The following is a 26,748-nucleotide window of genomic DNA, read 5'->3' as shown; positions in this document are numbered from 1 at the left end:
CCCCCCCCCCCCCCCCCCCCCCCCCCCCCCCCCCCCCCCCCCCCCCCCCCCCCCCCCCCCCCCCCCCCCCCCCCCCCCCCCCCCCCCCCCCCCCCCCCCTTTTACAAGCCTAACACGGCATACGAGATGGTAACGCAGGTCTCGTGGGCTCGGAGATGTGTATAAGAGACAGATGTATTTGATCATGGTGCGCTTTTTTGTTTAACTTGAACCAATCCGATAAGGTCTGCAAAGTTATCCCAATTTCATGCTAGGCTCCTCTTCCACATCATTAAGCTCAACGATCAAAATATAGCGATCAGTTATTGTCTATAAACGTAAAGCTGGCATTGACATATTCTGGCTTTTGAATTTGTTTTTTCATTTTTTTGAAGGTCTCCATAGGCCCATTTGTAGCAAATAAATTAACTAACCATACTGGAACGGCACCTCCGGGATCTACTTCCAAGGTATAATCAATATAGACCATATTATTTTTAATTGGTGTCAATACCCATGTACCAGCCGAATGGGCTACCCTTACGATATTCTTCTTTAATGGCAGGTAATTGGGTTCAGTTGGTCCATTAATGGTTACAACTTTCGTTCTAGGGTTTTGGCTCACCATAAGATGTGCAATAAAATCCCTATTGCTTATGGGCCAAGGAATATCAACTTCCGAATAGTAAAAAAGTTCGGACGGAGAAAGCTGTTTCAACAAGACACTTGATTTGGTACCATAAACCCATTCTTCCCCAGCATTGACATCCATAATCAACGCCACCATTTGCGAAAGTGTAGCAGGTATGACGCATTTCACCCTAATGCCCTTCAAGCCAGATTGGCTAACGGTCTTTGTATAGATACTTACTCCATCTTTATTGCTCTTTAATGTCCAATCTAATTGTCCGAAGCAAATTTGGCCAAAGAGTAATAACAAAACGATTATGATGTTGCTCTTTCCCATCTATTATAATGAGGATCCCACTATTTAAAACTCGATGCCTTAGGCACAAGTTGTGGGTTATTTTTGATAAAGGAAGAATCCAATTTCACAATGGTATAGACGGCAATCACTGCTCCAATCAACAGTAGAACCAATCCTAAATAGTTTTTCTTTTTGTCTTGCCTGATCATCCAGATCAAAAAAACAACCAAAGGAATTAATAATAGTCCAAAAAAGATAAAACTGCTGGTCTGCATATTTTTTTATTTTAAAAATTCATTCTTGCCATTGGGGCCACTTCCTGTCCTACAAATTCGCCTTGCAAAAATTTATGATAACCAGCAATGGCAATCATCGCGGCATTATCTGTGCAATATTCAAACTTTGGAATATAAACGTTCCACCCTAAGCTATCTTTCAATGCCAACAGGGCACTTCTCAAACCAGAGTTGGCAGAAACTCCTCCTGCAATGGCTATTTCTTTACAATGATACTGTTTAGCTGCTTTCTTTAGTTTATTCAGTAAGATATTTACAATATTATGTTGTACCGAAGCACAAATATCATTTATATGCTCAGCTATAAAATCAGGATTTTCTTTTTGATGATCCCTAATGAAATAAAGTATAGCGGTTTTAAATCCGCTAAAGCTATAGTTCAATTCCTTAATTTGCGGCTCTGGAAAACGATAGGCCAAGGGATTACCCTCCTTTGCATGCTTATCAATCAAAGGCCCTCCAGGATAGGGAAGGCTCAATATTTTCGCGGTTTTGTCAAAAGCTTCTCCTGCAGCATCATCCAATGTTTCGCCAACAATTTCCATATCGAAATAATCTTTTACCAAAACAATTTGTGTATGCCCGCCAGATACCGTTAGGCATAAAAATGGAAATTTAGGCTTGGGCTCATCTATAAAATGTGCCAAGATATGGGCCTGCATATGGTTAACAGAAATCAGCGGCAAATCTAAAGCCAGGGCAAAAGACTTAGCAAAGGAAACGCCCACCAACAGAGAACCCAATAAGCCTGGGCCTTGCGTAAAAGCAACTCCATCAAGCTGCTTTTTATCCACTTTGGCAATGGTTAATGCCTGCTGCACAGCAGGTACAATATTCTGCTGGTGCACCCTTGAAGCCAATTCTGGAATTACTCCTCCATAATTTTCATGAATTGTTTGGTTTGCAATAACATTGGCAGTAATTTTGCCGTTATCACAAACGGCAACAGAAGTTTCATCACATGATGATTCGATAGCTAGTATTATAGGCACATTTAAGATTATTAAGCTACAAAATTATTAAAAAACTATTAAAAATACTTCTTTGGACTATAGCATCAATTATATTGTTGCTCACAATTGTGCTATTTTCGCTACAGTTCAAGCCCGTACAAACTTACGTTGCCAAAAAAGCAGCTGCCTATCTGTCGAAAGAACTCCACACCACAGTGAGCATTGGCGGCCTTTACATCAAACCTTTTAAATCGGTCGTACTGGAACAGCTCACAGTGTTAGACCTACAAAAAGACACCCTGGCCAATTTCCCAAAGCTTTTGGTAAACCTCAATAAATTTTCGCTCAAGGAACGCATTCTCGATATTAATACCATTCAGGTGAACAATGGTGCTTTTTTCTTAAAAGACCATAAGAATGGCACTTCCAACCTCGATTTCATTATCGATTATTTTGACAGTCCTTCACCAAAGACCCAAAAGAAAAAGAAGAAATTTACTTTTCTTTTCGACAGGATCATATTGAACAATGTAAAGTTCAAATATAAAAACCTCAAATACAACGAAGTAGTGAAAGGTGTCAATTTTGAGGATATAGACATGGCCAACCTTAATGGCATTTTCGAAAAACTGAACACCAACGGTCACATTATACAGGCCAACATCAAAAACTTAACTTTTAGGGAAAAAAGTGGCTTTTACCTTAAGAACCTAAGCGCCTTTACCACCATAGATACAAATGCCATAGAGCTCAAAAAACTCATGTTGGTCACCAACAAAACCAGGTTGACGGATTATTATCAAATGCGTTTCAAGAGCTTCAAGGATTTCAAAGATTATGAAAACAAGGTCAGGATGAAGGCCAACTTTATCAACAGCCACATCTCCTCTAGCGATGTAGCCTACTTTGCTCCTGCCCTGCACAAAATAAAGCTCGACCTTGATGTAGATGGACAGATTACTGGCTTGGTGAGCGACCTAAAGGCGAAAAAACTAGCTATAAAGACTGGAAAAGCAACCTATATTAAAGGAGATTTCACCATGAAAGGCCTCCCCATATGGGATGAAACATTCATGGACTTGAAAATTGAAATGGCCGGCACCAACAAAAAGGATCTGGACGAAATCCTTACCGATTTGACGGGCAAGCGTGTAAAATCCATTCCCGAAGTGGTCAACAGATTTGGCAACATCAATTTTAACGGCTATTTCACCGGCTTTCAGAATGACTTCATCGCCTATGGTGAATTCAAAACTAAACTAGGTCGCCTAGTGTCTGACGTAAATATGAAAATCGATAAAAAAGGTACTCCTTCCTACGAAGGAAATGTAAAGACCTACGATTTTAATATTGGCGAACTGGTCAACGAAAAACTATTGGGCAGGTTATCTTCCGAACTATATGTTAAAGGCAAGGGAACGGAGATAAAGGAGCTGAACGAGCAACTAAATGGCAAGATCAGCTATATAGACTTTAAGGGTTACAGGTACAGGAATGTAACTGTAAATGGTACTTTTGAAAAAAAATACTTCGATGGCAACCTCAAGATCAACGACAAAAATATACAATTGGACTTTGATGGTGGTGTAAACCTTAATCCAGCATTGCCTGTTTTCAACTTTAAGGCCAATATTAAAAATGCCAAACTAAAGACGCTAAAACTCTATAAGGATTCGCTCAAACTAGATGCTGTTTTCAGCACCAACTTTTCGGGAAATAATCTTGATAACCTACAGGGAAACTTATTACTACAACAAATTACCCTAAACAACCTGAGGGGCATTTACCATATTGACTCTGTACAACTGAGCGCCAAAGGATTAGGCATGGACAGGAGTTTAAGCATCAATTCAGACATTCTTGAAGCGAGTATTAACGGACAATATGATTTAAATACTGTTATTTCTTACTTTAAGACCATTGCCAAAACCTATATTCCTTCGCTCAAAACCGAAATTGTCAACTACAAAACCCAAGTGTTCGATTTTAGGTTAAAAATTAAGCATTTCGAGCCTATTGCAGAACTGATCTCGCCAGGACTGGAAATAGATGAACAGTCCTTGATTGTAGGTTCTTTCGATTCGAAGAACAACAAAGCCACTCTGGGAGGTATTATCAAAAGATTAAAGTACAAGGGCATCATTGCCAATAATATTATCATTGATGAGAACACCAACGCCAACCAGTTAACGGCCATTGTCACTTCAGACCGCATTGACCTAAATGATAGCCTTTACATTAAGAACGTAAACATCTCTAATATCCTGCGCAATGATAGCTTAAGCCTGAATGTTAAACTTTCCAATGCCGATGATGCCAACCAACTTGATTTAAATGGTTTGATAGAGTTTGCACAAGATACGGCCAATATCAGTATACTCCCTTCCAACCTAAAGATTAATTACCAAGACTGGACCATCCAAGAAAAGGTACGTATTGGCTTTAATAATGGCAAAACAAAGATCGATAATTTTTCGCTGAGCAATGGCGAACAGGAGCTGACCATAGATGGTATGATTTCAGATGACCCGAAGGACTTTCTGCTGATAGGTTTTGAAAATTTTAAGCTGAAAACGATAAATCCTTTTGTCAAAACCTTGGGTGTTAGTTTAGCAGGTAATGTAAATGGCAGGACCAAGATCTACGATGTACTAAAATCGCCAAGGGTTGTCGATAGCATACGTATTGATTCGCTTGGCTTTAACGGCACCTATATCGGCAGTTTATCTGATACTTCTTCTTTTGACAAGAACAATAAGTTAGCTAATATTTATACCAAGATTGTTGCCGATGGAAAAGAAACCTTTAACATCACCGGAAACCTCGATATAGAACGTAAGCTCATTGACCTTAACATTAAGTTAGATGAGAGCAAACTGGCCATCCTGGAGCCTGTAGTTAACAAACTGGTTTCTAACCTTAAGGGAAATATCTCGGCCAACCTGAGCTTAAAGGGGCCTTTCGACAAACCCTTGATCAATGGTGAAGTTTCGCTCGAAAAGGCCCAGCTTACGGTAAACTATCTTAAAACCACCTATATCATTGATGACAAAGTAGACATTAACAATAGTGTGATTGGTATTAACGACCTTATCTTAAAAGATTTGGAAGGGCATACAGGTACTGCAAACGGAACGGTAGACCTCAAGAACATCGATTATCCGAACATACAGGCCAGTGTAGTGGCCAATGGTTTAATGGCTCTGAATACCACTTCGAAAGACAATTCTATTTATTATGGTAGAGCGTATGGCACTGGGAAATTTTCATTCAAGGGACCGACCAATGATATGTTTATTGATATTGATGCCAAGACCGAGAAAGGCACCATATTCAACCTTCCTTTAAATAGCTCTGAGACCATCACCGATAAGGACTTTATCACTTTCGTAAGCAAAGACACCACTAAAATAGTTAGGAAACAAACCAGCTTTGAAGGCGTAAGCATGAACTTTAAGCTCAAAATAGACCCTAACACTACGGCCAATATTTACACTGTACTTGGGAAATTAAGTGGTACCGGTAATGCCGAACTGGAATTGAACATCTCAAAGGTGGGCGATTTCGAGATGAAGGGCGATTACATCATAGAAAGTGGTGTATTTGACTTTACTGCTCAAGAAGTTATCAATAAGCGTTTTGATATTCGTCAGGGCGGAACGATCAGATGGACGGGCAATCCTATCAATGCCCAGATTAACCTCAAAGCTATTTATGCCTTAAGGGCCGCATTGGGCGATCTATATAGGGCAGCCAACAGAGATGCCAGTAGTAATGCTACCCAGAGTGTGCAAACAGAAGTAGAAATGGGGCTATCAGGCCTATTGATGAGGCCAGATATTAAATTGGACATTTTCTTTCCGGCCAACCCGGCCATAAAGGACGAACTTCAATCTTATTTTAATGATGGCAACAACCTCAATACCCAAGCACTGAGCTTGATTATACAGCGTAGGTTTGCACCAGGTACGGGATCGGAAAATCTAAGCCAGCAATTAGGCTCTGTGGGGGCTGGTACGGCTACCGATTTGATTTTTAACCAGCTAAATAATGTACTTTCCAGCTTAAACCTCAACTTTATTGATATCAATATCCGTTCTTTTAACGAAGCCAGTGCTTCTGTTAAGGTTTTCAACGACAGAATTATCCTAAACTTTGGCATTACAGATGTTAATAAAAGCTCTAGTGATTATACCATAGGTTTTAGAAACAACGTGGGCAGAGAGCTGGAAATTCTTGGCTTAATTAAAAAAGATGGAAGTTTATTGGGCAAATTGGCCAATAAACCACCCACCATACAGAGTATATTTGCCAACCCTGGGATAGACCCTTATAAGAACATTACTTCGTTTGGCCTCATCTACAACCAACAGTTCGATACCTTTACCGAACTGCTCCAAAAGATTTCTGGAAAGTACCGTAGGGACCAAAAGAAAAAGGAACAGGAAAGGGAAAAGGAAAGATTGGATAAGGAAGCCATTATGAATGAAAAAAGCAAAAAGAGCCAAAAAAAATAAGGTGACCTTAAGCTCACTAAGCCAAACGATACCTTCTGTCTCTTCCATCTCCCTAACTGCGCTGAATAGTTAATCATTAAAATAAAAGAGCCGGAAGATCATATCTTCCGGCTCTTTATAAGTTCAACTTATTTATCTCTTGTTATCCCTTCAAGATTTGATGTCCCATCTTATCCCTTTTGGTAATGAGGTATGATTCGTTATGTTTATTGCTTTCTATCTCAATGGCAATGTTCTCTACAATCTCAAGACCATAACCAATTAATCCCGCTCTTTTTGTAGGATTGTTAGACATTAACTTCATTTTGGCAACACCTTGTGCCCTTAAAATCTGTGCACCTACACCATAGTCACGCTCATCGCCTTTAAAGCCCAACTGAATGTTAGCTTCTACGGTATCCAAACCTGCATCTTGTAGGTTATACGCATGCAATTTGTTTACCAGACCAATTCCCCTACCTTCTTGATTCATATAAACCACTACGCCTTTCCCTGCTTTTTCGATCATTTCCATGGCCTTATGCAATTGAGGTCCGCAATCGCAACGGCATGAACCAAAAATATCTCCGGTTACACAAGAGCTATGAATTCTTGTCAGGATAGGCTCATCTTCCTTCCATTCGCCTTTGGCAATGGCCAAATGTGTTGCATTATTGCTCAGCTGCGTGTAGGCCGTCATTCTGAAATCTCCCCATTGGGTAGGTAAGTTAACGGTCACCTCCTCCCTGATCAGGCTTTCTTCAGCCAAACGATAAGCGATCAGGTCTTTAATAGAAATGATCTTTAACTGATGTTGTGCGGCAATGTTCATCAAATCTGGCAAACGGGCCATGGTTCCATCTTCATTCATAATTTCTACCAACACACCCGCTGGTTCAAAACCCGCTAAACGGGCAATATCTATAGTGGCTTCGGTATGTCCAGTTCTTCTCAACACACCTTCTCTTCTGGCCCTTAGGGGGAAAATATGGCCAGGTCTGCCCAAGTCTTCAGGTTTGGTAGACGGATTGATCAATGCCTGTACGGTTTTGGCCCGATCATGTGCCGAAATACCCGTAGTACAGCCATGGCCAATCAAATCTACTGAGACTGTAAATGGTGTTTGGTGCAATACCGTATTATGCTGAACCATCAGGTTAAGTTCCAAGCGGTCGCAGAGATCTTCAACCAAGGGTGCACAAATCAATCCACGCCCGTACTTGGACATAAAATTGATCACTTCTGGCGTCACATTTTTGGCTGCAGCTACAAAATCGCCTTCATTTTCGCGATCTTCATCATCCACAACAATTATAATTTTACCAGCCCTAACTTCTGCCAAGGCTTCTTCTATTGTATTCAGTTTAATTTCCATTTTAGGCCAACCCATAAAAATGAACAGGGCTAACCTTGTTCATTACAATTACAAAGGTACAACCTTTACCATCAATTATTATTCAAAATTATCATTATTAAGTAAGGATATAACGACAGGTTTCTTCTTTAAATTTACCCATTATAGCAGTGTACAATCTGCATTTAGCCATTAAGCTTAAGCAGTAAGCCAGCGCAACCATGCCTACATATTATTCATATTGGAGATGTCTCAAATACCTTGCCTAGCCATCCCCTGAAAAAATGAATGGCCAAAACTAAGGCGTCAAAAAGGTAAATTAACTTCAAAAGTTAAACGGCTAACCTGCTGTTTTCTTCTTTTTCTTGAAGCGCCCCAACACCAATTGTTTGTAATAGTCTACATCAAAAAGTGCCGAATCTACAGTAGCCTTATAGGTAAGAAATACACCTACTGGAGTGAGGATGATAATGGCTGTCCACATCCCAAAAACAGGATCTAGCGAGCCTTCTTTTGCCGACTTTTCGGCAACGGTGGAAAGAATATGATAGATAAGGAAAAAGATAACAGCAATAACTACCGGCAAACCTAAGCCACCTTTGCGGATAATAGCGCCTAATGGTGCCCCGATAAAAAACAATAACAAACAGGAAGCTGCCAAGGTAAATTTACGTTGGTATTCTATCTGTGCCCTCACTCGCTCCTTTTCTCTAAAATCGTAGTCGATCAGCTGGCCTTTCAACACTTGCTTCACGGCTTCGGCCTGGTCGAAAGCAGACTGTAGAGCCTGTATACGCCGGTCTTTTGGAATAACGTCCAATACCTTTCCCTTAATGACCTTGGCAGGTGTTTTCACCTTGGTATAGCCTTTTACAAAGGTATTTTGTTTAAAATAATATTGGGCATTCACTTTTATACTCTTTCCAAGGCTGTCCAAGCTTTTCCGCAGCGAATCTTCCCGATGCAGCAACTCCTTTCTGTTGAGCATAGGTGCATTGTTCTTGAAGCTTTCTTCCTGTGTACGGGTCATGTCCTTAAAGCTGCTGAAATCAAATTTCACCTCCGTTTCCTTGAAACGCATACGCGTTAGCGACTGGCGCGGGTTATAAGTCCCCGAATTACCTGAAGGTGCTTCTTCATAACGTACGCCATCTACCAAATTTAACACGAGATAATTACCATCTGAAGTTTTGGACATCTTACCTTTCTCGGCCATAATGATCTTAGGTACGCCATTGCCAGATTTATGATCATAGATCATAATGCCATAGATAGAATCGACAGCCCCCTCGCCTTTGCGTTCTACACGCATGGAGTAACCAGGTATACTATTATTAAACACGCCAGGCTTGATCAGAAAAGATAGTTTTTTATTACGTATATCCCATAACAGTGAGCCAAATTTGAGGTTGGCCTTAGGGAGCATATAATCTGAAAAGAAAAAAGAGGTTATGGCCAGTCCTACAATTAAGACCAAAAGGGGCTGCATGGCCTTTCGCAGGGAAATACCTGCCGATTTGATGGCTACCAGCTCATAGTTTTCGCCCAAACTACCAAAGGTCATGATGGAAGACAAAAGAATGGACAAAGGCAGTGCCATGGCCACATTAGATGCCGACGCATACCACATCAGCTCTGCAATGATATACCATTCGAATCCCTTGCCAATAAGATCATCGACGTACTTAAACAAAAAGAACATCAACAAGATGAACATCACAATAAAAAATGTGACGGCAAAAGGTCTAATAAATGCTTTGATTAGCAGTAAATGTATCTTTTTCAACGATGCAAAGATAGACGTTTTTAATGGAAAGTGCGCTTGTAGGTTATAAGTTTTACGCGGTAAGAGAGGTATTACCTTACACCTTTAAGAAATTCAAGCCACTAACATGCACCTTACTACTCAAAATTATTAAGTACTTAATCTAGGTATTGGATACGGTTAGGCGCCCAATACGCTAAGCAGATAGGTAATTTGGTTATCCCAAATCTGTTTTCTCTCTGTCAAGGTCTCTTCAGTAGCAAAATCGGTAATGGCCAAGGCCACATCGTTGGTGAGTTCATCCTGCACAATTTCCATTTCAAAGTAGCAATAGGGCTCGTCATCTACCCATTTGAACTTTACCAATTTATTTTCTTTCTGGCTGATGAGCTTTGCCTTCTGTACCTCTCCATCCCAAGTAAAAGTATAGGTCTGGTCTCTAAAAATTACATCATCGGCAAACCATTGTGCTAAACCATTTGGCTCGCTTATAAAACTGAACAGTATGCGAGGAGATGACCTTATTGCATATTCTAATGTAAATTTTTTCTTTTCTGACATTCGGGTATACTTATAGGTGTATAAATACTCTTCTATTTTTTCTAAAGAAAAGTAATTTATTCTATAAATGCAACTGTTTGAGAAATAAGTCATTTTTACTTAACGCTTTCCTTCCTTAACAGTGTCCAGCACCATTTTACCGATATTTCATAATAAGGGACGCCACCCCAAAATAAGCCCTTAATGGGGTCGTCAATCTGGAGATATAACCTTTTTAAATAATTTTCTTTGGTTATCCGATTTAATCCTATATTTGCATCTCGAAAAATTCGGCGGGGTAGCTCAGATGGTTAGAGCGCAGGATTCATAACCCTGAGGTCGGCAGTTCGATCCTGCTCCCCGCTACTATAGAAAGCTCACAGCAATGTGGGCTTTTTTTATTTCTAGACAGGCTCACTTGCTTCTTTCCTATTGCAACAGCACTATGACTAAGTGGTTTCTATGTAAGTTAATCTGCAAGGTTTAACCTTGAAGAAGTCAGCATTAAGCTTTAGGTCTTACCACAGTAATGATATTGCCTACGATCTTTATATACCCCTTTATGTTATTATCCGTGGCAACAAATGGAATGAATAATTCATTTTCACGTTTAAAAGGGATATGCATGGGATTAACATTCTCTGCTAATACCTGTAACACCTTAGTAAGTTCTTTATCTTTAATGGTGGCCACATAAACTTCTTTATAACCTCTCATCAAATGGTAAAGTATTCCATTGTCAATAAAACTACCTAGTATTACTTTTTGAGCACTCTCTGCCAACATAACTACTCCCAGTGTCGAACCAGATTCTGCTTCACCTACATAACGTACACGCTTTCCTTTTATCTTTCTAGCAGGAGGCAGTACAAACACTTCCATCGAATCGGGGTCTTTAATTTCAACTATAGTAGAAAAGCCAATTAAATGCATAAGCGTACTGGTAACATAGTAAGTGCCATCAATCTTGTTTACAGATATTGGACAAACAGCCGCACACGAATATTCTATATTAGTTTGCTTATTCTTAAACCAAGCAGTACCACCCCATTCACCGCTACAAGTTCGTCTGACTACATATTTATCGTCTTCATATAATGGTTCTTTTGGATCTGGCAACTTTATGTCACCAATGCTACCAATGGCTTCTTTAACTTGGAGCTGCGCTTGGCATACTATAGAGCCAAACAAAAAAGTAAACAATAAGAAGGCATATTTCATGATGTTCTTTAAAGTTTGTTATTGGTTCATTGGTTTTTCTGAGGTCGGTTTATAATAAAGAATGACCGCACCACCGCTAAACGTTTTGGTATTTATGAGTTTAAGCGTTATTTTTTCGTTGATGTTTTTAAATAATGGCAAACCACTTCCCGCAATAACAGGGTGAACACAAAGTTGATATTCGTCTATTAAATTAAGTTTCGTCAAAGCTACAATCAAACTCGGACTGCACACAAAAACGGCGGCACCCGATTGTTGTTTGAGTTCCAAAACTTCTTTCTCTAGGTCTTTGCTTGCCAATTTCGCACTCTTCCAATCTACATTTTTCAGTTTGCGGGAAAAAACAATCTTCGGGACCTTATCTATCACGACCGCAAAGTCGTCCACTGCCTTATCGCCTGTGGGTTTCTCCAGCACGGTCCGCCAAAATTCCATAAGCTGGTAGGTTATCCTGCCATATAAAACGGCATCAGCGCTTCTCAACAGGTCAGCGTAATGTTGATGTATTTCTTCGTCGGGGACACCTGAGGTATGGTCACAAAACCCGTCAAGCGTCATATTGATTGCAACAATTACTTTTTTCATATGTCAGTCTGTTTCATGGATCGTCCTACAATGACCGCTAACTTTTTGGGGCTTTAGATGCGGTCGGGAAATCAAAGCACGGCTTGTTCCGATTTATCTTCGGGAAAAGCTGATATGATTACCAAATTTCAACCTAAAAAAGCCGTTGGGCTTTTCACTTCAGCCCGCCCCATGCAAAACCCTTCTTAGCTGAAGCTCTTTTGTAAATTATTTTGGCAGATGTGCTATTAATTCAATTTCCAACTTAGCCTTTGGCATATACAATCTTTGTACCTGAACCCAAGTAGCTGCGGGAAAATCATTATTATAAAATTTCTTTCTAACGTAATTGAATTTTTTCATTTCATCAATATCTGTTGTATATAGATTTTCTTTTACGACATTTTCAAAAGTTGCTCCAAAACTTGCCAAAGAAGCTCTCAAATCGTTATAAACTGATGTAATTCCTTCAGGAGTAATATTATTTGTTACGGCACCTGAAATATAAAGAACATTATCAACTTTTAAAACTTGACAATAGCCGGCAGTTGTGTCTTGTTTTAATTTGTTGTTATTCCAATGCCATTTTTCTTTTTTAATTTGTTTTTCTTGGGAAAAAGCATTGGAAAAAAATAATAAAAATGGAAGTATGATAAGGTATTTCATATTCATTTTAATCAAATTGTAATAGTTGTAAAAGGTTTCGGCCAACTATCAGATCAAGTTGAGGATGACATTCGCGTAGAGATTTCTTTATTGTTTTCACTTTACTCTATTTTTTTCAATTTTTCATCATACAACCCAACCAACAGACTATTGCCATTTTCATCGACCTTAACCCCACCATATTTTGCTTGTTCATATTTCTTTGCCTGTCCTTCTTCAAAGAAAAAAGATTCGGCACCTATGTTAATACTCCATAAGTTGGGAGAAGTATATTCGATGAGATATTCCCCCTTCTTTAGTGGCGTTCTGTCTTTTTGAAACCTTATACTTTGGGCAATACCGTTGACCAGCTTCACCACACAATATCCTCGTTTTGCCAAATGTTCCTTATCAGCATCTAATGCCAGCTGATATCGCAAGACCATATAATCGCCCTGCATTAATGAACGGGGATCAACGGGAGCCAGAGCGAGCAACATCAATTTCCCATGTTTTAACAGCTCCTCTTTCTTTACCAGCGAATGGTTAAAATACACCAGTAGCAGCACAAGATTTAATACAATGAGGAACAACTTATATTTTTTCATTTTCATGCCCAGTTAATTTTCTATAGGTAAAAAGATAAAACACAATCAACAGTATACCCGATGCAAAAAGGAGAATAGACTTGGCTAAAAGCGTGAAATGAAGATCATAATAGTATTGCGCAATGAAATAGATCAGTGAAACAATACCCAAAATAAATCCAGTTTTATAATTGACAAAGAAACACAACAACATGATGAGAATGGCTCCAGCTATGGCCGGTGCCGCCACCACTGGCAATAAAAGCAGCAAACTGGCCAGATAAATGTAAATCTTGTGCTTGGTTTGATGGATATCCAATACTTTTACCAAGCTAGTCAGTGTGTAAATAATGGCCCCTAAAATAAAGGGGGCCGACAACCAGATAAAATTATTATTTATTGGGAATATCCCCCTTTTTCCCAACAGTACCAATCCGAATAGGAAAGAGAAAATAAATCCTATCCGCATAGGATCATAAAGCTTGGCCATCACCTTGTTGGCGGTGATGATTTTTGCTTCACCAAGTATAAAATAGCTAATAAAGAGTGCCATTATTGCCACATAACCATGGATAAGATCATATTGGTTTGCACTAATCAACAATGATAAAATACTGCCACAGGCAATAAGTATAGAAATAAAGGAAAGCATATAATTACGCACTACCCCCAATGTACCTAAGGCAATAAAGAAAAAAACAAGGCTCATCGCCTCTCCTTCCATCTTGAATTGGGAGCAGCTAAAACCAATCATAAAAAGACCAATGATATAAGACGAAACACTAAACGTATCGATGATAATTTTATCGAATACTTTATTGATAATTATTGCCCCTATAATGCTCAATAGACCAAATATTAACAATCCAACCGCCGAATCATAAAGCCCTGCAAGTAAAAGAAAGCCCAAAAAAGCAAAGCTTGCCAATATCCCTCCAACAACCGACAGTATTTTGATTGCCAATGATTGTTTATCGCTATTTTTTTGATAAGCCAAGGCGATGGCCTCTTCATCAAAAGCTAGGGGTTTATTGGCAATACCCTGTAGGTAATCTAACAGCGACTTAATGTTCGTATAACTATTCATTTATCCATTTCTTTTGAAGATGTAACAGGTTTTTAATAACCAAGGTAACAGCAGCCACAATAAATAAGGATACCAACAGGAACATTCCTTCTCCATGTGAAACCTTTAACAGTAGCGACGATCCGATTACTATCGTACTGAGGGAAATTACAGCTAGGTAAAATATTTTTTTGGAAGCTAGCCCTTCTTTAATACCCAGCCCATACGCTAATAAAGTGGCTAAAATGAGTATTGGAAAAGCGGGTGTATATCTTTCAAAGATCCCTATGGAAATACCTATTGTAGCACAACAGGCTACCGCCACGGCCAGCAATTGCAAAAACCATTTGGGTACATTTAACTGCTGCCAAAACTTGGAAATAAGTATAAAAATAAATAGGGCAAGGGCATTGATGGCAAAAAGTATGCTCATCACCAATACACTCGACCAATTGCTGGCTACCTGCTCTGCATACAAACTAAAGGTAGTGTTGATTAAAATAAGGTACAGCAGCCACAAAGGTGCAAAGTTGGCAACAACAACCCATAAAGTAATAAAAATGGTCCAAGCTAAAAAGAAATCGTAGGCATTGGCACCTGTTTGATAGATTTGTCCGAATACAGCAAAGAGCACCCCTACCAACATAGCCGCTACGGTAAGAATAATATTTTTAACTGTACGGTTCTTAAAAAATAATGCACAGCTTGCCGCCGTGATAAGCAGCCCTTCGGCAAGTCCAATTTTAGCAAACTTATGCAAATTGGCCCAATTGTAGGCAAAGAAAAACACAATACCGGCCACGGCAAATCCAAGGCCTAGGCTAATGAGAAGTTGCTTGACAAATTTTTGCCAGGCGTCTTTATCATGGTAAACATTTTTTTTAAGTGCGTGCCCTACCTCTTCTGCACCAAGGTTACTGTGCCTGACAAGGATATAAAGGTCGTCTCTTGTTATCTTTTTCATTTCGATGCAATGGTAAGGATTTTCGATATGGTACATGGTAAGACCATATAATGGATACACAAATTAAACAAGCTATAAAAGGAGAAAGAATGACTAAACTGTAATTATACAGACAAGATAATATGTAGCTGTTAAAATTACAAATTCCACGCTACACTACTGGGTAAACTATAAATAAACTAACACATACCAGCCAAAAACAAATACCCATCCAAGAGCTCTTCAAAAGCGAAATATTGAATTGATGAAACGAATCATCAAAGCCGAGTTATCTATCGGTCACTCCTACCATTTCATTGATTTCTTTAAATAAGCTGTTAGTTCTTCGGCAATCTGTTCATGCTCCGCCAAAGAGGGATGGCCGCCACAGCCTTTGAACGATTTTCTGCTAAAGAAACAACTACCTATATTCTTTTCCCCCGATTGGCGAAGGGATGTTGTTACCGCATTAATATACCTGATCAAGGCAGCCTTAAGCTCGTCGCTAGCCATCGGACTGCTCAACAAGATCAACTTGGCCTGTGGATAATAGCCTCTAAGTTCTTTTACGAAACCAATATAAGCAGAAGTAAACTTTACCGAATCTTGTATGCCATCGTTCTGCCCCAGACAAATGGTTACTACATCAGGTTGGTAGCGGGAAAAATCCCATTTTACGGTATCCCCAGCCAAATTAATCTTATCAAAAACTGGTGGCATCACAATCTTTTTACCGCAGCAGCTATGCATTAAACCTATACCCGAAACAGACGACAAATGCCATTGGGCCTTTAAGGCTCTGGCTGTGGTAGGGCCATAGGCAAAGTAGGCATTGTGCTGATCGTGCCATGAAGATCCTTTGGTCCCACATTTCACCTCACTTTCGTCGCTACCGGCGCCACAGGTAATCGAATCGCCAATAAATTCTATTTTTCTTTTGGGCTTTGCCATGGGTTTGACCAACTCCTCACAGGTAACCCCTACCATTTCAACATAACCATTCTCCGCCTCCGAATTTTTACAGATCAGTACGGTATGATTACCTTTGGGTAGGTTTTTGGCCAACACCACATGGTTTTCCTTTCCTGTTAACCTTATTCGGTAAGCCGGTTGGTCATCTATTTTAATTTCAAGGTAATTGAGCACATTTCCCCATAACATCTCGTCATTAAGCTGTACCGCACAATAAGAGCCCTTAAATATAAACTGTACATAGGCCCCAGAGGCCCAAAATTTAGGCTTCATGGGATTACCGTAGTCTACCCTTCCGGTATATTGGATATAGGTATGGTTGGCCTTGTAAAATCTTGTTTGCCCGGCAAAGGTATGACCAGCGCACAGCAAGGTAAATAATAGCCATAGTAGTTTCTTCATATGCATTATAATGGGTTGGAAATGGTTGGATCAAACAAAAACACGGTGACCAGAAAGGTTATCCCTAAACTCTTTTGGCGTGCAGCCTTTTTTCTTTTTAAAAATTCTATTGAAGTTAGAAATATTGTTAAAACCACAGTTATACGCTACCTCAGCAACCGTTTCAGTGGTATCGATCAGCTTTCTGGAGGCATGCCCCAAACGGATCTCTATTAAACTATCGATAAAGCTTATTCCTGTTCGGTTCTTAAAGAAACGGCTAAATGACACTTCGGCCATGTTGGCAATCCGCGCCACTTCGGCCAAAGAGACCTGTTTATCGAAATTAAGATTAATGTACTCCATTACCTTCTCTATCCTTCTGCTACTATAAGAGAATTCGGCCTGGCTAAAGGTAGAGTCAGAAAGGATACGCATGTGGCGCGAAGTAGATAGGTCATGTAGGATAGACATCAGCTCCAAGACCGAATCGAAGCCATGTTGTTTATTTAGCTTGATAAGACGCGGCCCTATGTTTTTAGCAGTTTCACTAGAAAATAAGATGCCACATTTTGCCTTTTCGAACATTTCCCTGATTACCCGCAACTGATTACGGCGCAAAAACCGCTCGTCGAACAGGTCTTTATGAAATTGGATGGTTACCTCATGTATTTCCTTGCCATTCAATTTATGGGTTTCCCAAACGTGGGGGAGGTTGGCACCAATGAGCACCAATTCTATGTCACCTATCTCTTCAATATGATCGCCCACTACCCTACGTGCCCCACTAGCATTTGCAATAAAATTAAGTTCCATCTCTTCATGGTAATGAAGCGGAAAATCGAAATCTTGCTTTCTGCGCTCAAAAATAGTGAAACAGTCACTATTGGTAAGTGGCGTAATTTCTTTTATGATATTTAAATGCATAACTTATGTGAATATAATATCAGCCATTAGGATAAAATAATATCAACACCAAAGATAAAGGATGAAACGACTATTTATTAATAAAAAAGCCAATTACAATTCTTAAAATTGAGTAATTTAAACTTAAAGCCACATTAATGAGTTAAAAATATTACAAATGGATAAAATAGTATTATCAATTGCGCCGATTTGGCCACTACTTTTGACCTTGACCAAATAAACTATTTATGCTGAATAAACTAACCACTAATTTATTGGCAGTACTTGTATGTCTATTCGCCACAGCGCGGTGTTTTGCACAAGACAAAAAGCTATCGGGAAAAGTAAGCAACGAAAGCGGCGCACCACTTCCCGGCGCTTCCATAAGCATCAAAAGCACAAAATATTCAACCATTACCGATGAAAATGGAAATTTCAACATCGTGGCACCCGCTAATGGCCAAACCATTATTTTTTCATTTCTGGGTATGGAAGAACAACAATTTTCCATTGGCAACAGGACAACTTTTAACATTAACCTGAAACCTAACAGCACTACCTTATCTGATGTGGTAATTGTAGGCTATGGTACCGTAAAAAAAGGCGATCTTACCGGATCAGTAGCCAGAATTGAAAGGGAAGATTTTATAAGAGATGCGCCTACCAATATCCTACAGGCCATGCAAGGCAAAATTGCGGGGGTAAACGTTACCCAAAATGATGGTGCTCCAGGTGCCGGGCTCAGCATTAGAATTAGAGGTTCAAACTCTTTTTTGGGTGGTACAGAGCCCCTATACGTAATTGATGGTGTGCCGTTCAACAATTCAAGTTCTGGCGCTACGCCAATGTCTATTGGTGAAGACGAAAAGCAAACGCTTAATGCCATGTCCTTTATCAATCCTAATGATATTGAAAGCATCGACATCTTAAAAGACGCCTCGGCCACGGCCATTTACGGCTCTCGCGGGGCAAATGGTGTGGTTTTAATCACCACCAGAAAGGGCAAGAGCGGCAAGGATAGAATTGAGGCCAACTTTACCGTAGGTTCTGCACAGGTATCCAAGAAACTAGATGTACTTAATGCGTCAGAATATGCTGCTTATCAGAATTTAGCCTACCGAAATTCCAATATCTATACCGGCACCAATTATAACATGCCCTATCCGGGCACCCAGGTAGCAGACCCTTTAAATCCTGGCCAAACCTATTACTCAAAAGGTCCACAAGACTATATCGGCGACAACAACAATTGGCAGGACAGGATTTTCCGTAATGGGCTGTACCAAAACTATTCGGTCAATGTATCTGGTGGAACCGATATGGGTACACACAGCATTACCTTTAACTATTTAGACCAGGAAGGCACCATTGTGAATTCGAAATATAACCGCTTTGGCCTGGGACTAAATATGAACAGAAACGTAAGCAAAACCTTTAAGATCGGTACCAGCACCTCATTGGCAAGTACACTTACCGATGGGGTAAAAACCGGAACAGACAAGTCTGATGCCGCAAGCGCAGGAATTATCCGATCGGCCATTACCTTCCCTTCCACCATTTCAGATCCCATCGCCTATGACGGTGTTGGCGATGCCTTTATTACCAACCCTTACATCTATGTAAGCGACGTACTGAACAGGGTGAGAGGCCTCAACATCTTTTCTTCCAATTACCTGGAAGCTAAATTCTTAAAAGATTTTAAGTTTAGACAAAATGTTGGTTTCAATTACTCAAGTAGCGCAAGAGACCAGTATTATCCGCGAAGTGTTTATGAAGGCTTTGCCATGAAAGGCTGGGGGCTAAAGGCCGACAATATCTGGAATAATGCCACTGCCGAAAGTATCCTAACCTACGACAAAAAAATTAACAGGCATAGCATAAACGTAATGGGCGCCGGTACCTATGAGCGTACGAACGGGCAGAGCAAAAGAGCGGAAGCGAAAACTTTCCCCAATGATGCCCTGCAAAATGAGAACCTGGCCGCTGGCGAAGTTTTAATGCCCGTAGTAAGTTCACGCTATCAATCTACCCTGATCTCCTTCTTAGGTCGTGCAAACTATAATTTTGACGACCGCTACCTCTTCACCGTTTCTTACCGTCAGGACGGATCGAGTAAATTCGGTAAAGACAACAAATGGGCCGGCTTCCCTTCGGCAGCTGTTGCCTGGAAAATCTCTAGCGAAGAATTCATGAAAAACGTGAAGCCGATCAGCGACCTGAAATTACGTTTTAGCTATGGCAAAACAGGTAACCAAGGTATTGGTTCTTATGCTTCACTGGCCAAACTTAGCGTATACAACTACGTATTCGGTGGTGCCGTACAAACAGGTCTGGCCAACGACCTACTCGCCGGACCCGCCAACGAAAAGTTAAAATGGGAAACCACCAGCGCCTACAACCTTGGCCTAGACCTTGGTCTATTTAAAAGCAGGATTAACCTCCATGTAGAACTTTATAAGAAAATTACCGACGACCTTTTGCAAAACCTGATCATTCCTTCATCAACAGGATTTAGGACCAAGCTGGTTAATTCGGGATCTATAGAGAACAAAGGTCTGGAAATTACCTTAAACGGTGTGGTTGCCAAGGCCAAAGATTTTGAATGGAACACCAATTTCAATATTTCATTTAACAGAAATAAAATTTTAAGTCTAGGTCCAGATGTAACGGAGCAGTACGCCCGCAATATTTCTACGGGAGATGCGCCATTTATACAAAAAGTAGGCAAGCCCATCGGTGCACTTTATGGCTATGTAGAGGATGGTTATTATGATAATGAGGCCGAGGTAAGGAACGACCCCGCCTACACCAATCAGGGCAATGCCATTATCTTACGTACCATTGGCGAAATAAAATATAAAAACCTGGATAACGATCCTACTTCCATTTCGCAGAGCGATAGGACCTTTATAGGTGATGTTAACCCCGATTACACCTTTGGTTTTACCAATAATTTCAAATACAAAAAATTTGACCTTAGCATTTTTGTAAATGGCGTACAGGGCAACGATATCATTAACATGAACACCAGGTTCAATGCCAATCTGGGCACCAACAAGAACATTACCCAAGAAATGGCCGATGGTGCCTGGACACAAGGCCAAGACAACAGCAATGCCACTGGTCCAAAAATTATGCGCCAATTTTTCAGGAATATGTTCTTTACCAGAAGATTTATTGAGGACGGCAGCTTTGTAAGGATCAAGAACGTAACGTTGGGCTATGATGTGCCAATCAAATCGACCATTATTTCAAAAATGAGGGTAGCTGTAGGCGTAAATAACCTGTTCACCTTCACCAACTATTCGGGCTACGATCCAGAGGTGAACAGCTATGGCGATAATCCTGCCCTATTTGGAGTAGACCTAGGTGGATTTCCCAATTCAAGAACCTACAACTTTTCATTACGTTGCAATTTTTAACCTTAATAAAATAATTACATGAAAGCAATTTCGACATATTTTATGGCATCGGTTTTAGGTCTGGCTCTGCTAAGTACCAGCTCATGCAAAAAGGCTTTAGAAGAAAAACCCTTCTCATTTTATTCGCCGGAAAACTCTTATAGAAACGAAAGCGATGCGAAGGCCGCCATTAACGGTGTTTATAGCGAACTCTATACCTACGACCTCTACCTTCAACCCTTCTGGAACATCACCATCTTAGACGATGACCATGTAGCTGGCGCAGATTGGTTTTTGGGAACTACCGGAGCAGGTAACCCACAGTCTTACTGGGGCATAGACGGCCCTTGGGTAGGCTCTTATACCATTATTGCCCGCACCAACACCGTACTGAAAAACATTCCAAACATTACCGAAATTGATCCGGATATCAAAAAACGGATTTTAGGAGAGGCCTACTTTTTAAGGGGCTGGGCCTACTTTCAATTGGTACAGTTATATGGTGGTGTACCCTTAAGGCTTAAACCCGTATCGGCCAATAACCCAGAAACCAACGTACCCAGGGCCACCGTTAAACAAACCTACGATGCCATTATTGCAGACTTTAAGGAAGCAGAAACCCACCTCTTCCCCTTGGGCCATCCCAAAGCTGGCGAAGTGGGCAGGGTAAACCAAGGAGTAGCTAAGGCATTTTTGGCCAAAACCTATTTAACAATGGCTTCTGGTGCTTCAACTGGTAATATTACCGTTCGCGGTGGTACAGACAATGGCTATTATACCTACACTAAAGAGGTCGTTAAAGGATTAGAAGGATTAGATGCAAGAGCTTATTATACTTTGGCAAGGGATAAGGCCCAAGAATTGTTGTCTTCCAATAATAATCCTTATGTACTTACCGCAAGCTGGAAAGATTTATGGAGCATAGCAGGAAGAAATAATAAAGAGCACATGTGGGAATTGCAATCTTTGGCGGGAACCGCTTTCATTAACAATTTAGGCGTTTACTTTTCTGCCCGGTCTACGTTTGGCGTAGGCGCTGTTTGGACCACCAACAACCACTACAATGATTACGATATACAAGATAAACGTGTATTAGACGGCATCACACATAACTACCAAACCCTGCAAGGCACCTATATTTTCTATCCATCCTGGCAAGCTGCACAATATAAAATAGTAGGCGGAATTACCTACAGCAATACAGGAAGTGCTACTGCAGAAAGAGCCTATACCATTAAATACAGTGGCGTGGCCGATCCAACGGTAGCCAATAGTGATGCTTTCTATCCCCTACTTCGTTATGCCGAAGTTTATTTGATGTACGCAGAAGCAGAAAACGAAGTGAATGGTGCGACTACCGAAGCTTACAACGCTTTGAATACGGTAAGGTTCCGTTCTTTCCCAACCTATATCCCTGCGCCTCCACCCGCATCGCAAACCCCAGTACCCGTACCTGAAGCTTATGCCCCAGCCAACATGAACCCAGAACAATTTCGCAGTTACGTATTGGCAGAAAGGGCCAGAGAGTTCAACCTTGAGGGCATTAGACGTTTCGATTTGATGCGCTGGGGCATTTACCTACAGGTAATGAACAAAATTTCGACCGGACAAAACAATATTTCTAAAGTTCGTCAACGAAAAAACCTATTGCTACCTATACCACTAAACGAATTAAACTCAAATACAGCCATTAAGGGAAATAATCCTGACTGGTAATTATTTACAATTAAAATTTTATCTGTATGAGCATGTTAAGAAAATATATGGGCGTCAGTTTCGTACTACTGACATTTTTGATCATCAGCGCCTGCAAAAAAGATCAAACTGAAGACACTACACCTCCAACACTTAGCGAAGTAACCAATTTAACCAATAGGGCTACTCCACTGCAAGCTATCGGATATGGCGAGTGGATCATCATTAAAGGCACCCATCTGAGCTCTACCTTTAAGGTCGATTTCAATGGCACTTTGGCTGCCGATTCGTTAACCTATGCCGAAGACAACAGCATTACGGTAAAGATCCCCAACAATTTGGTCGATCCGATCAACAACCCCATTACGGTAAGCACCAAATATGGTACGGCTACTTTAAACTTTAAGATTATGCAACCAGGTCCACAAATTGCCGATTTTAATCCCGGCGCAGGTGTAGCTGACGACATCATCACTATTGAAGGCAACTACTTTAAGGGGCTAACCGGTGTAACCATTAACGGCGTAGCGGCCACCATTATTTCCAGCACACAGACCGAAATAAAGGTAAAAGTACCCACAGGAGTTACCTATGGTCTTATTGTGGTCACCACCCCAGTAGGATCGGTAACAGCCACCAAAACCTTCGGGCTAAAATATGTCATTTATGACGATGCACTTAGAAACGCATGGACCAACACCTCCTATTCGACCAACAGTCTTGATCTTGCCAGCACCTTGAATGTACGCAGGGGTACCACTTCAATTAACGTTAGCCATAAGGCATTTTCGGCGGTGCGCTTCAGGTTGGTAGCCAAATTGACTATGGCGGGATATAGTACCATTAAGATTTCTATTTTTGGTGGTTTAGGCACTCAGGGCAAAAAGGTAAGGATATCTTCCAGTAACAACTCGGTCACATCAGGCACTTATGACATTGTTTTGAATGAGGGCAAATGGACCGACTATCAGGTACCATTGATCAATATTGGCAATCCGGCAATCATAGAATACCTTACTTTTCAAGAAATCAGTGGCTTTGCCTCCCCTATGTTTATTGATGATGTTGGTTTTTATTAAATTGGTATAGCCCTAAATTTATATGACTAAAAAAAACTCGTTGTTGTTTTTCTTTATGACCATGGCTGGCCTACAAGCAGTCTTGGCCCAAAAGTTAAGCAACCCTAATTCCACGGCTCAAACCAAGGCCTTGTATAAGAACCTGCACAACTTAAGCAAAAGCCATGTGCTGTTTGGCCATCAAGATGATTTGGCCTATGGTGTAAATTGGAAGTATACAGAAGGGAGAAGCGACATTAAGGAGGTGACAAACGATTATCCTGCCCTTTATGGATGGGACATTAGCAAGATAGAACACCAGGCCCTAAACAATATAGACGGTGTTCCTTTTGTCAAGATGCGCCAATACATTAAGCAGGCCTATGAACGCGGTGCCGTAATGACGATCAGTTGGCATGTAGACAATCCACTTTCGGGGGGCTCTTCTTGGGACACTACCCGAAATACCGTTAAGTCTATTTTACCGGGTGGAGCTAAGCATGAGCTTTTCAAAGTCTGGCTAGATCATGCGGCCACCTTTATGCACAGCTTAAAGGGGAGCCAGGGGGAAGCGATCCCTATCTTGTTCCGGCCTTTTCACGAACTTACGGGAAACTGGTTCTGGTGGGGCAAGAACAATACCACGCCAGCGGATTTTAAAGCCATTTGGCGCTTTTCTGTAGACTACCTGCGAAACACCAAAAAGCTGAACAACCTCATTATGGTATACAACACCAATGGTGTGGCCAGCCTGGAAGAATTCATGGCCAGCTACCCCGGCGATGATATGGTAGACATACTGAGCTTCGACCTTTATCAATTTGAAAAGAAACAACAAAATGAATTTATTAAATCTGTTCGACAAGCGCTTCAAATTTTGACGCCACTTGCTGAGCAAAAACATAAATTGGTGGCCTTTGCCGAAACAGGATTTGAGGCCGTACCAGATCCAAAGTGGTGGACGGAAACCTTATGGCCGGCCATAAAAGGCTACCCCTTATCTTATGTACTGGTATGGCGCAACGCAGGTTATTCCTCTACCATGAAAAAAATGCATTACTACGCGCCCTACAAGGATGACACTTCATCCAACGATTTCAGGAAGTTCTACCAAAACAAAAACATACTTTTCGAAAGAAAACTGGGCACCAAAAAAATATACCAATAAATGAAACTACAACTCATCGACATTGCTATTCTTGTCATTTATCTCCTTACCATGGTGCTGATTGGCTTTTACATGAAAAACAAAGCCAAACAAGACAAAGAAAGCTATTTAATGGGCGGCAAGAAACTGCCCTGGTATATGCTTGGGCTTAGCGATGCCAGCGACATGTTTGACATTAGCGGCACCATGTGGATGGTTGCCCTATGTTTTGTATACGGTTTTAAAAGTATATGGATCCCTTGGTTGTGGCCAGTTTTCAACCAGGTATTCATGATGATGTTCCTATCCAAATGGCTAAGAAGATCTAATGCCACTACGGGTGCCGAATGGCTAAAAACCAGGTTTGGGCAAGTGGGTAAAGGGGTAAACAGTTCACATGCCATTGTTATTGCTTTTGCCCTCATCAGCTGTTTGGGCTTTTTGGCCTATGGTTTTATTGGGCTGGGTAAATTTATCCAGGTTTTTGTTCCCTGGGAGTATGTAAGGGATTATGTGCCTTTCCATGTACCCGATAAGTATGTATCTCATTTTTATGGTATCATATTTACCTTATTCGCCATGTTCTATTCCATTATAGGCGGCATGCACAGTATCGTTTTAGGCGATGCCATCAAATATTCGATCATGACCATTGCCTGTATAGCGATAGGCGTTATCGCGGTACAGCACCTGCAGCATCAAAGCTTGCATGTGCCAAAAGGATGGAACAACCCTTTCTTCGGATGGAATTTAGAGCTCGATTGGAGCAAGATTGCCGCCGATGCCAACAAAAAAATAGCAGAAGATGGCTTTAGTTTGTTCGGTGCCTTTTTTATGATGATGTTGATGAAAGGTGTGTTTGCTTCATTGGCCGGCCCGGCACCAAACTACGACATGCAAAAGATACTGAGTACCAGAAGTCCTAAAGAAGCCAGTAAGATGACAGGCTTTGTCAGCATCGTCTTATTGCCTATCCGCTATTCGATGATTACCGGATTAACGGTTTTGGCCTTGTTGTACTATAATCAATTGTATTTAAAAGGACCAGATGGCATCACCGACTTTGAAAGGATATTGCCTGCTACCATAAACAACTTTTTACCAGTAGGCGTATTGGGCCTAGTCTTAACCGGACTTTTAGGTGCCTTTATGGGTACGTTTAGCGGTACCTTAAATGCGGCACAAGCTTACATCGTAAACGATATTTACCTGAAATACATCAACCCCCAGGCCCCCACAAAAAAGATCATTTCCATGAACTACATGGTGGGGGTGCTAGTAGTGGCCGCAGGCATAGGCTTTGGCTTTTTGACCAAAGATGTGAACAACATTCTACAATGGATTGTAGGTGGCCTGTATGGTGGTTATGTGGCCGCAAACTGCTTAAAGTGGTATTGGTGGCGTTTCAATGCACATGGTTTCTTTTGGGGCATGGCCGTAGGCGTTGGTGCCGCCCTACTCATGCCCTATGTCACCACCGGACTTCCCCTATTCTGGTGGCCACTGCTCTTCCTGTTGTCGTTGGGTGGATGCTTAATTGGCACCTATACCGCACCGCCAACCGAACTTACCGTACTAAAATCATTTTATAAAAACATAAGGCCATGGGGCTTTTGGCAGCCCATACATGTGTTGGTAGCCGAAGAAGACCCTTCCTTTAAGGCCAACAAGAATTTCAAACTCGATATGTTTAACGTAGCCTTGGGCATTATTGCCCAACTATGCCTAACCATATTTCCAATGTATTTGATTATTGGCATGTACCAACCGCTGTTGGTGACCATTGCCATTTTAGCTGTCATTATCAGCATTTTAAAAAGAACCTGGTGGAATAGATTAGAAGATTAAACT

21 protein-coding genes and 1 tRNA gene are annotated in these 26,748 nt (G+C 40.9%); 7 read left to right on the top strand and 15 right to left on the bottom strand.

Annotated features, from left to right (window positions below; all coding sequences use genetic code 11):
- From JHD79_RS11810 to tsaD, 4 genes are all read right to left on the bottom strand, one after another.
- Positions 1-186: hypothetical protein (locus JHD79_RS11810; protein WP_199119441.1), on the bottom strand; the 186-nt coding region annotated here is incomplete at its 3' end.
- A 112-nt stretch (positions 187-298) separates the two neighbouring features.
- Positions 299-946 (bottom strand): START domain-containing protein, encoded by a 648-nt coding sequence (locus tag JHD79_RS11805; protein WP_199119440.1) that lies wholly within the window; start codon positions 944-946, stop codon positions 299-301.
- A 20-nt stretch (positions 947-966) separates the two neighbouring features.
- Positions 967-1,182, bottom strand: a complete 216-nt coding sequence (locus JHD79_RS11800) for a hypothetical protein (RefSeq protein WP_199119439.1) — start codon at positions 1,180-1,182, stop codon at positions 967-969.
- An 11-nt stretch (positions 1,183-1,193) separates the two neighbouring features.
- Positions 1,194-2,195 (bottom strand): tRNA (adenosine(37)-N6)-threonylcarbamoyltransferase complex transferase subunit TsaD, encoded by a 1,002-nt coding sequence (tsaD, locus tag JHD79_RS11795; RefSeq protein WP_199119438.1) that lies wholly within the window; start codon positions 2,193-2,195, stop codon positions 1,194-1,196.
- A gap of 74 nt (positions 2,196-2,269) precedes the next feature.
- Between tsaD and JHD79_RS11790 the strand changes: the two genes are divergently transcribed.
- On the top strand, positions 2,270-6,673 hold the full coding sequence (locus JHD79_RS11790) for a translocation/assembly module TamB domain-containing protein (protein ID WP_233164660.1): 4,404 nt from the start codon (positions 2,270-2,272) through the stop codon (positions 6,671-6,673).
- A 142-nt stretch (positions 6,674-6,815) separates the two neighbouring features.
- Here JHD79_RS11790 and JHD79_RS11785 read toward each other — a convergent pair whose 3' ends face one another.
- From JHD79_RS11785 to JHD79_RS11775, 3 genes are all read right to left on the bottom strand, one after another.
- Positions 6,816-8,027: a bifunctional 3,4-dihydroxy-2-butanone-4-phosphate synthase/GTP cyclohydrolase II gene (locus tag JHD79_RS11785; RefSeq protein WP_199119437.1), complete on the bottom strand. Its 1,212-nt coding sequence runs from the start codon at positions 8,025-8,027 to the stop codon at positions 6,816-6,818.
- A gap of 319 nt (positions 8,028-8,346) precedes the next feature.
- The gene (locus JHD79_RS11780) at positions 8,347-9,792 is read right to left on the bottom strand and encodes an LptF/LptG family permease (protein WP_199119436.1); all 1,446 of its coding nucleotides are present in this window, start codon (positions 9,790-9,792) and stop codon (positions 8,347-8,349) included.
- A gap of 159 nt (positions 9,793-9,951) precedes the next feature.
- A complete protein-coding gene (locus JHD79_RS11775) occupies positions 9,952-10,332 on the bottom strand; it encodes an START-like domain-containing protein (RefSeq protein WP_199119435.1) in 381 nt (126 codons plus the stop codon).
- Positions 10,333-10,603: 271 nt separating this feature from the next.
- On the opposite strand from JHD79_RS11775, the gene JHD79_RS11770 reads away from it, so the two are divergent.
- Positions 10,604-10,677, top strand: a tRNA-Met gene (locus tag JHD79_RS11770).
- 138 nt (positions 10,678-10,815) lie between these two features.
- Here JHD79_RS11770 and JHD79_RS11765 read toward each other — a convergent pair.
- The 8 genes from JHD79_RS11765 to JHD79_RS11730 all read right to left on the bottom strand — a co-directional run bounded on the left by JHD79_RS11765 (position 10,816) and on the right by JHD79_RS11730 (position 17,617).
- Positions 10,816-11,532, bottom strand: a complete 717-nt coding sequence (locus tag JHD79_RS11765; RefSeq protein ID WP_199119434.1) for a hypothetical protein — start codon at positions 11,530-11,532, stop codon at positions 10,816-10,818.
- A gap of 18 nt (positions 11,533-11,550) precedes the next feature.
- Positions 11,551-12,117, bottom strand: coding sequence for a dihydrofolate reductase family protein (locus tag JHD79_RS11760; RefSeq protein ID WP_199119433.1), 567 nt, complete (start codon positions 12,115-12,117; stop codon positions 11,551-11,553).
- Between the two features lie 207 nt (positions 12,118-12,324).
- Positions 12,325-12,762, bottom strand: coding sequence for a RidA family protein (locus JHD79_RS11755; protein WP_199119432.1), 438 nt, complete (start codon positions 12,760-12,762; stop codon positions 12,325-12,327).
- 101 nt (positions 12,763-12,863) lie between these two features.
- Entirely contained in the window at positions 12,864-13,349 is a 486-nt protein-coding gene (locus JHD79_RS11750; protein ID WP_199119431.1) for a GDYXXLXY domain-containing protein, read from the bottom strand.
- A complete protein-coding gene (locus JHD79_RS11745; protein WP_199119430.1) occupies positions 13,336-14,415 on the bottom strand; it encodes a DUF4401 domain-containing protein in 1,080 nt (359 codons plus the stop codon). The genes JHD79_RS11750 and JHD79_RS11745 overlap by 14 nt, the downstream gene beginning before the upstream one ends.
- A complete protein-coding gene (locus JHD79_RS11740; RefSeq protein ID WP_199119429.1) occupies positions 14,408-15,358 on the bottom strand; it encodes a DUF2157 domain-containing protein in 951 nt (316 codons plus the stop codon). The genes JHD79_RS11745 and JHD79_RS11740 overlap by 8 nt, the downstream gene beginning before the upstream one ends.
- 285 nt (positions 15,359-15,643) lie before the next feature.
- A complete protein-coding gene (locus JHD79_RS11735; protein WP_199119428.1) occupies positions 15,644-16,711 on the bottom strand; it encodes an SGNH/GDSL hydrolase family protein in 1,068 nt (355 codons plus the stop codon).
- Between the two features lie 30 nt (positions 16,712-16,741).
- A complete protein-coding gene (locus tag JHD79_RS11730) occupies positions 16,742-17,617 on the bottom strand; it encodes an AraC family transcriptional regulator (RefSeq protein ID WP_199119427.1) in 876 nt (291 codons plus the stop codon).
- A 227-nt stretch (positions 17,618-17,844) separates the two neighbouring features.
- Here JHD79_RS11730 and JHD79_RS11725 point away from each other — a divergent pair, with 227 nt between their 5' ends.
- The 5 genes from JHD79_RS11725 to JHD79_RS11705 are packed head-to-tail and all read left to right on the top strand — an operon-like array spanning position 17,845 to position 26,745.
- Positions 17,845-21,018 carry a TonB-dependent receptor gene (locus JHD79_RS11725; protein ID WP_199119426.1) on the top strand — a complete coding sequence of 1,058 codons (3,174 nt, stop codon included), beginning with the start codon at positions 17,845-17,847 and terminating at the stop codon, positions 21,016-21,018.
- Between the two features lie 18 nt (positions 21,019-21,036).
- Entirely contained in the window at positions 21,037-22,713 is a 1,677-nt protein-coding gene (locus JHD79_RS11720; RefSeq protein WP_199119425.1) for a RagB/SusD family nutrient uptake outer membrane protein, read from the top strand.
- Between the two features lie 26 nt (positions 22,714-22,739).
- Positions 22,740-23,771 (top strand): IPT/TIG domain-containing protein, encoded by a 1,032-nt coding sequence (locus JHD79_RS11715; RefSeq protein ID WP_199119424.1) that lies wholly within the window; start codon positions 22,740-22,742, stop codon positions 23,769-23,771.
- 22 nt (positions 23,772-23,793) lie between these two features.
- Positions 23,794-24,918, top strand: a complete 1,125-nt coding sequence (locus JHD79_RS11710) for a glycoside hydrolase family 26 protein (RefSeq protein ID WP_199119423.1) — start codon at positions 23,794-23,796, stop codon at positions 24,916-24,918.
- Positions 24,919-26,745, top strand: a complete 1,827-nt coding sequence (locus JHD79_RS11705; protein ID WP_199119422.1) for a sodium:solute symporter family protein — start codon at positions 24,919-24,921, stop codon at positions 26,743-26,745.
- Positions 26,746-26,748 lie beyond the last annotated feature (3 nt).

Origin of the sequence: Pedobacter sp. ASV28, assembly GCF_016428855.1 — a bacterium.
Classification (GTDB): Bacteria; Bacteroidota; Bacteroidia; order Sphingobacteriales; family Sphingobacteriaceae; genus Pedobacter.
Note: the sequence above shows the minus strand (reverse complement) of the source record. Positions and strands in the feature narration are given on the sequence as shown.

Excerpts from the sequence above, each read along its gene's own strand:
- JHD79_RS11805 (WP_199119440.1), bottom strand. The coding sequence starts at position 946 with ATGGGAAAGAGCAACATCATAATCGTTTTGTTATTACTCTTTGGCCAA.
- JHD79_RS11800 (WP_199119439.1), bottom strand. The coding sequence starts at position 1,182 with ATGCAGACCAGCAGTTTTATCTTTTTTGGACTATTATTAATTCCTTTG.
- JHD79_RS11785 (WP_199119437.1), bottom strand. The coding sequence starts at position 8,027 with ATGGAAATTAAACTGAATACAATAGAAGAAGCCTTGGCAGAAGTTAGG.
- JHD79_RS11775 (WP_199119435.1), bottom strand. The coding sequence starts at position 10,332 with ATGTCAGAAAAGAAAAAATTTACATTAGAATATGCAATAAGGTCATCT.
- JHD79_RS11765 (WP_199119434.1), bottom strand. The coding sequence starts at position 11,532 with ATGAAATATGCCTTCTTATTGTTTACTTTTTTGTTTGGCTCTATAGTA.
- JHD79_RS11760 (WP_199119433.1), bottom strand. The coding sequence starts at position 12,117 with ATGAAAAAAGTAATTGTTGCAATCAATATGACGCTTGACGGGTTTTGT.
- JHD79_RS11755 (WP_199119432.1), bottom strand. The coding sequence starts at position 12,762 with ATGAAATACCTTATCATACTTCCATTTTTATTATTTTTTTCCAATGCT.
- JHD79_RS11750 (WP_199119431.1), bottom strand. The coding sequence starts at position 13,349 with ATGAAAAAATATAAGTTGTTCCTCATTGTATTAAATCTTGTGCTGCTA.
- JHD79_RS11745 (WP_199119430.1), bottom strand. The coding sequence starts at position 14,415 with ATGAATAGTTATACGAACATTAAGTCGCTGTTAGATTACCTACAGGGT.
- JHD79_RS11740 (WP_199119429.1), bottom strand. The coding sequence starts at position 15,358 with ATGAAAAAGATAACAAGAGACGACCTTTATATCCTTGTCAGGCACAGT.
- JHD79_RS11735 (WP_199119428.1), bottom strand. The coding sequence starts at position 16,711 with ATGAAGAAACTACTATGGCTATTATTTACCTTGCTGTGCGCTGGTCAT.
- JHD79_RS11730 (WP_199119427.1), bottom strand. The coding sequence starts at position 17,617 with ATGCATTTAAATATCATAAAAGAAATTACGCCACTTACCAATAGTGAC.
- JHD79_RS11725 (WP_199119426.1), top strand. The coding sequence starts at position 17,845 with ATGCTGAATAAACTAACCACTAATTTATTGGCAGTACTTGTATGTCTA.
- JHD79_RS11720 (WP_199119425.1), top strand. The coding sequence starts at position 21,037 with ATGAAAGCAATTTCGACATATTTTATGGCATCGGTTTTAGGTCTGGCT.
- JHD79_RS11715 (WP_199119424.1), top strand. The coding sequence starts at position 22,740 with ATGAGCATGTTAAGAAAATATATGGGCGTCAGTTTCGTACTACTGACA.
- JHD79_RS11710 (WP_199119423.1), top strand. The coding sequence starts at position 23,794 with ATGACTAAAAAAAACTCGTTGTTGTTTTTCTTTATGACCATGGCTGGC.
- JHD79_RS11705 (WP_199119422.1), top strand. The coding sequence starts at position 24,919 with ATGAAACTACAACTCATCGACATTGCTATTCTTGTCATTTATCTCCTT.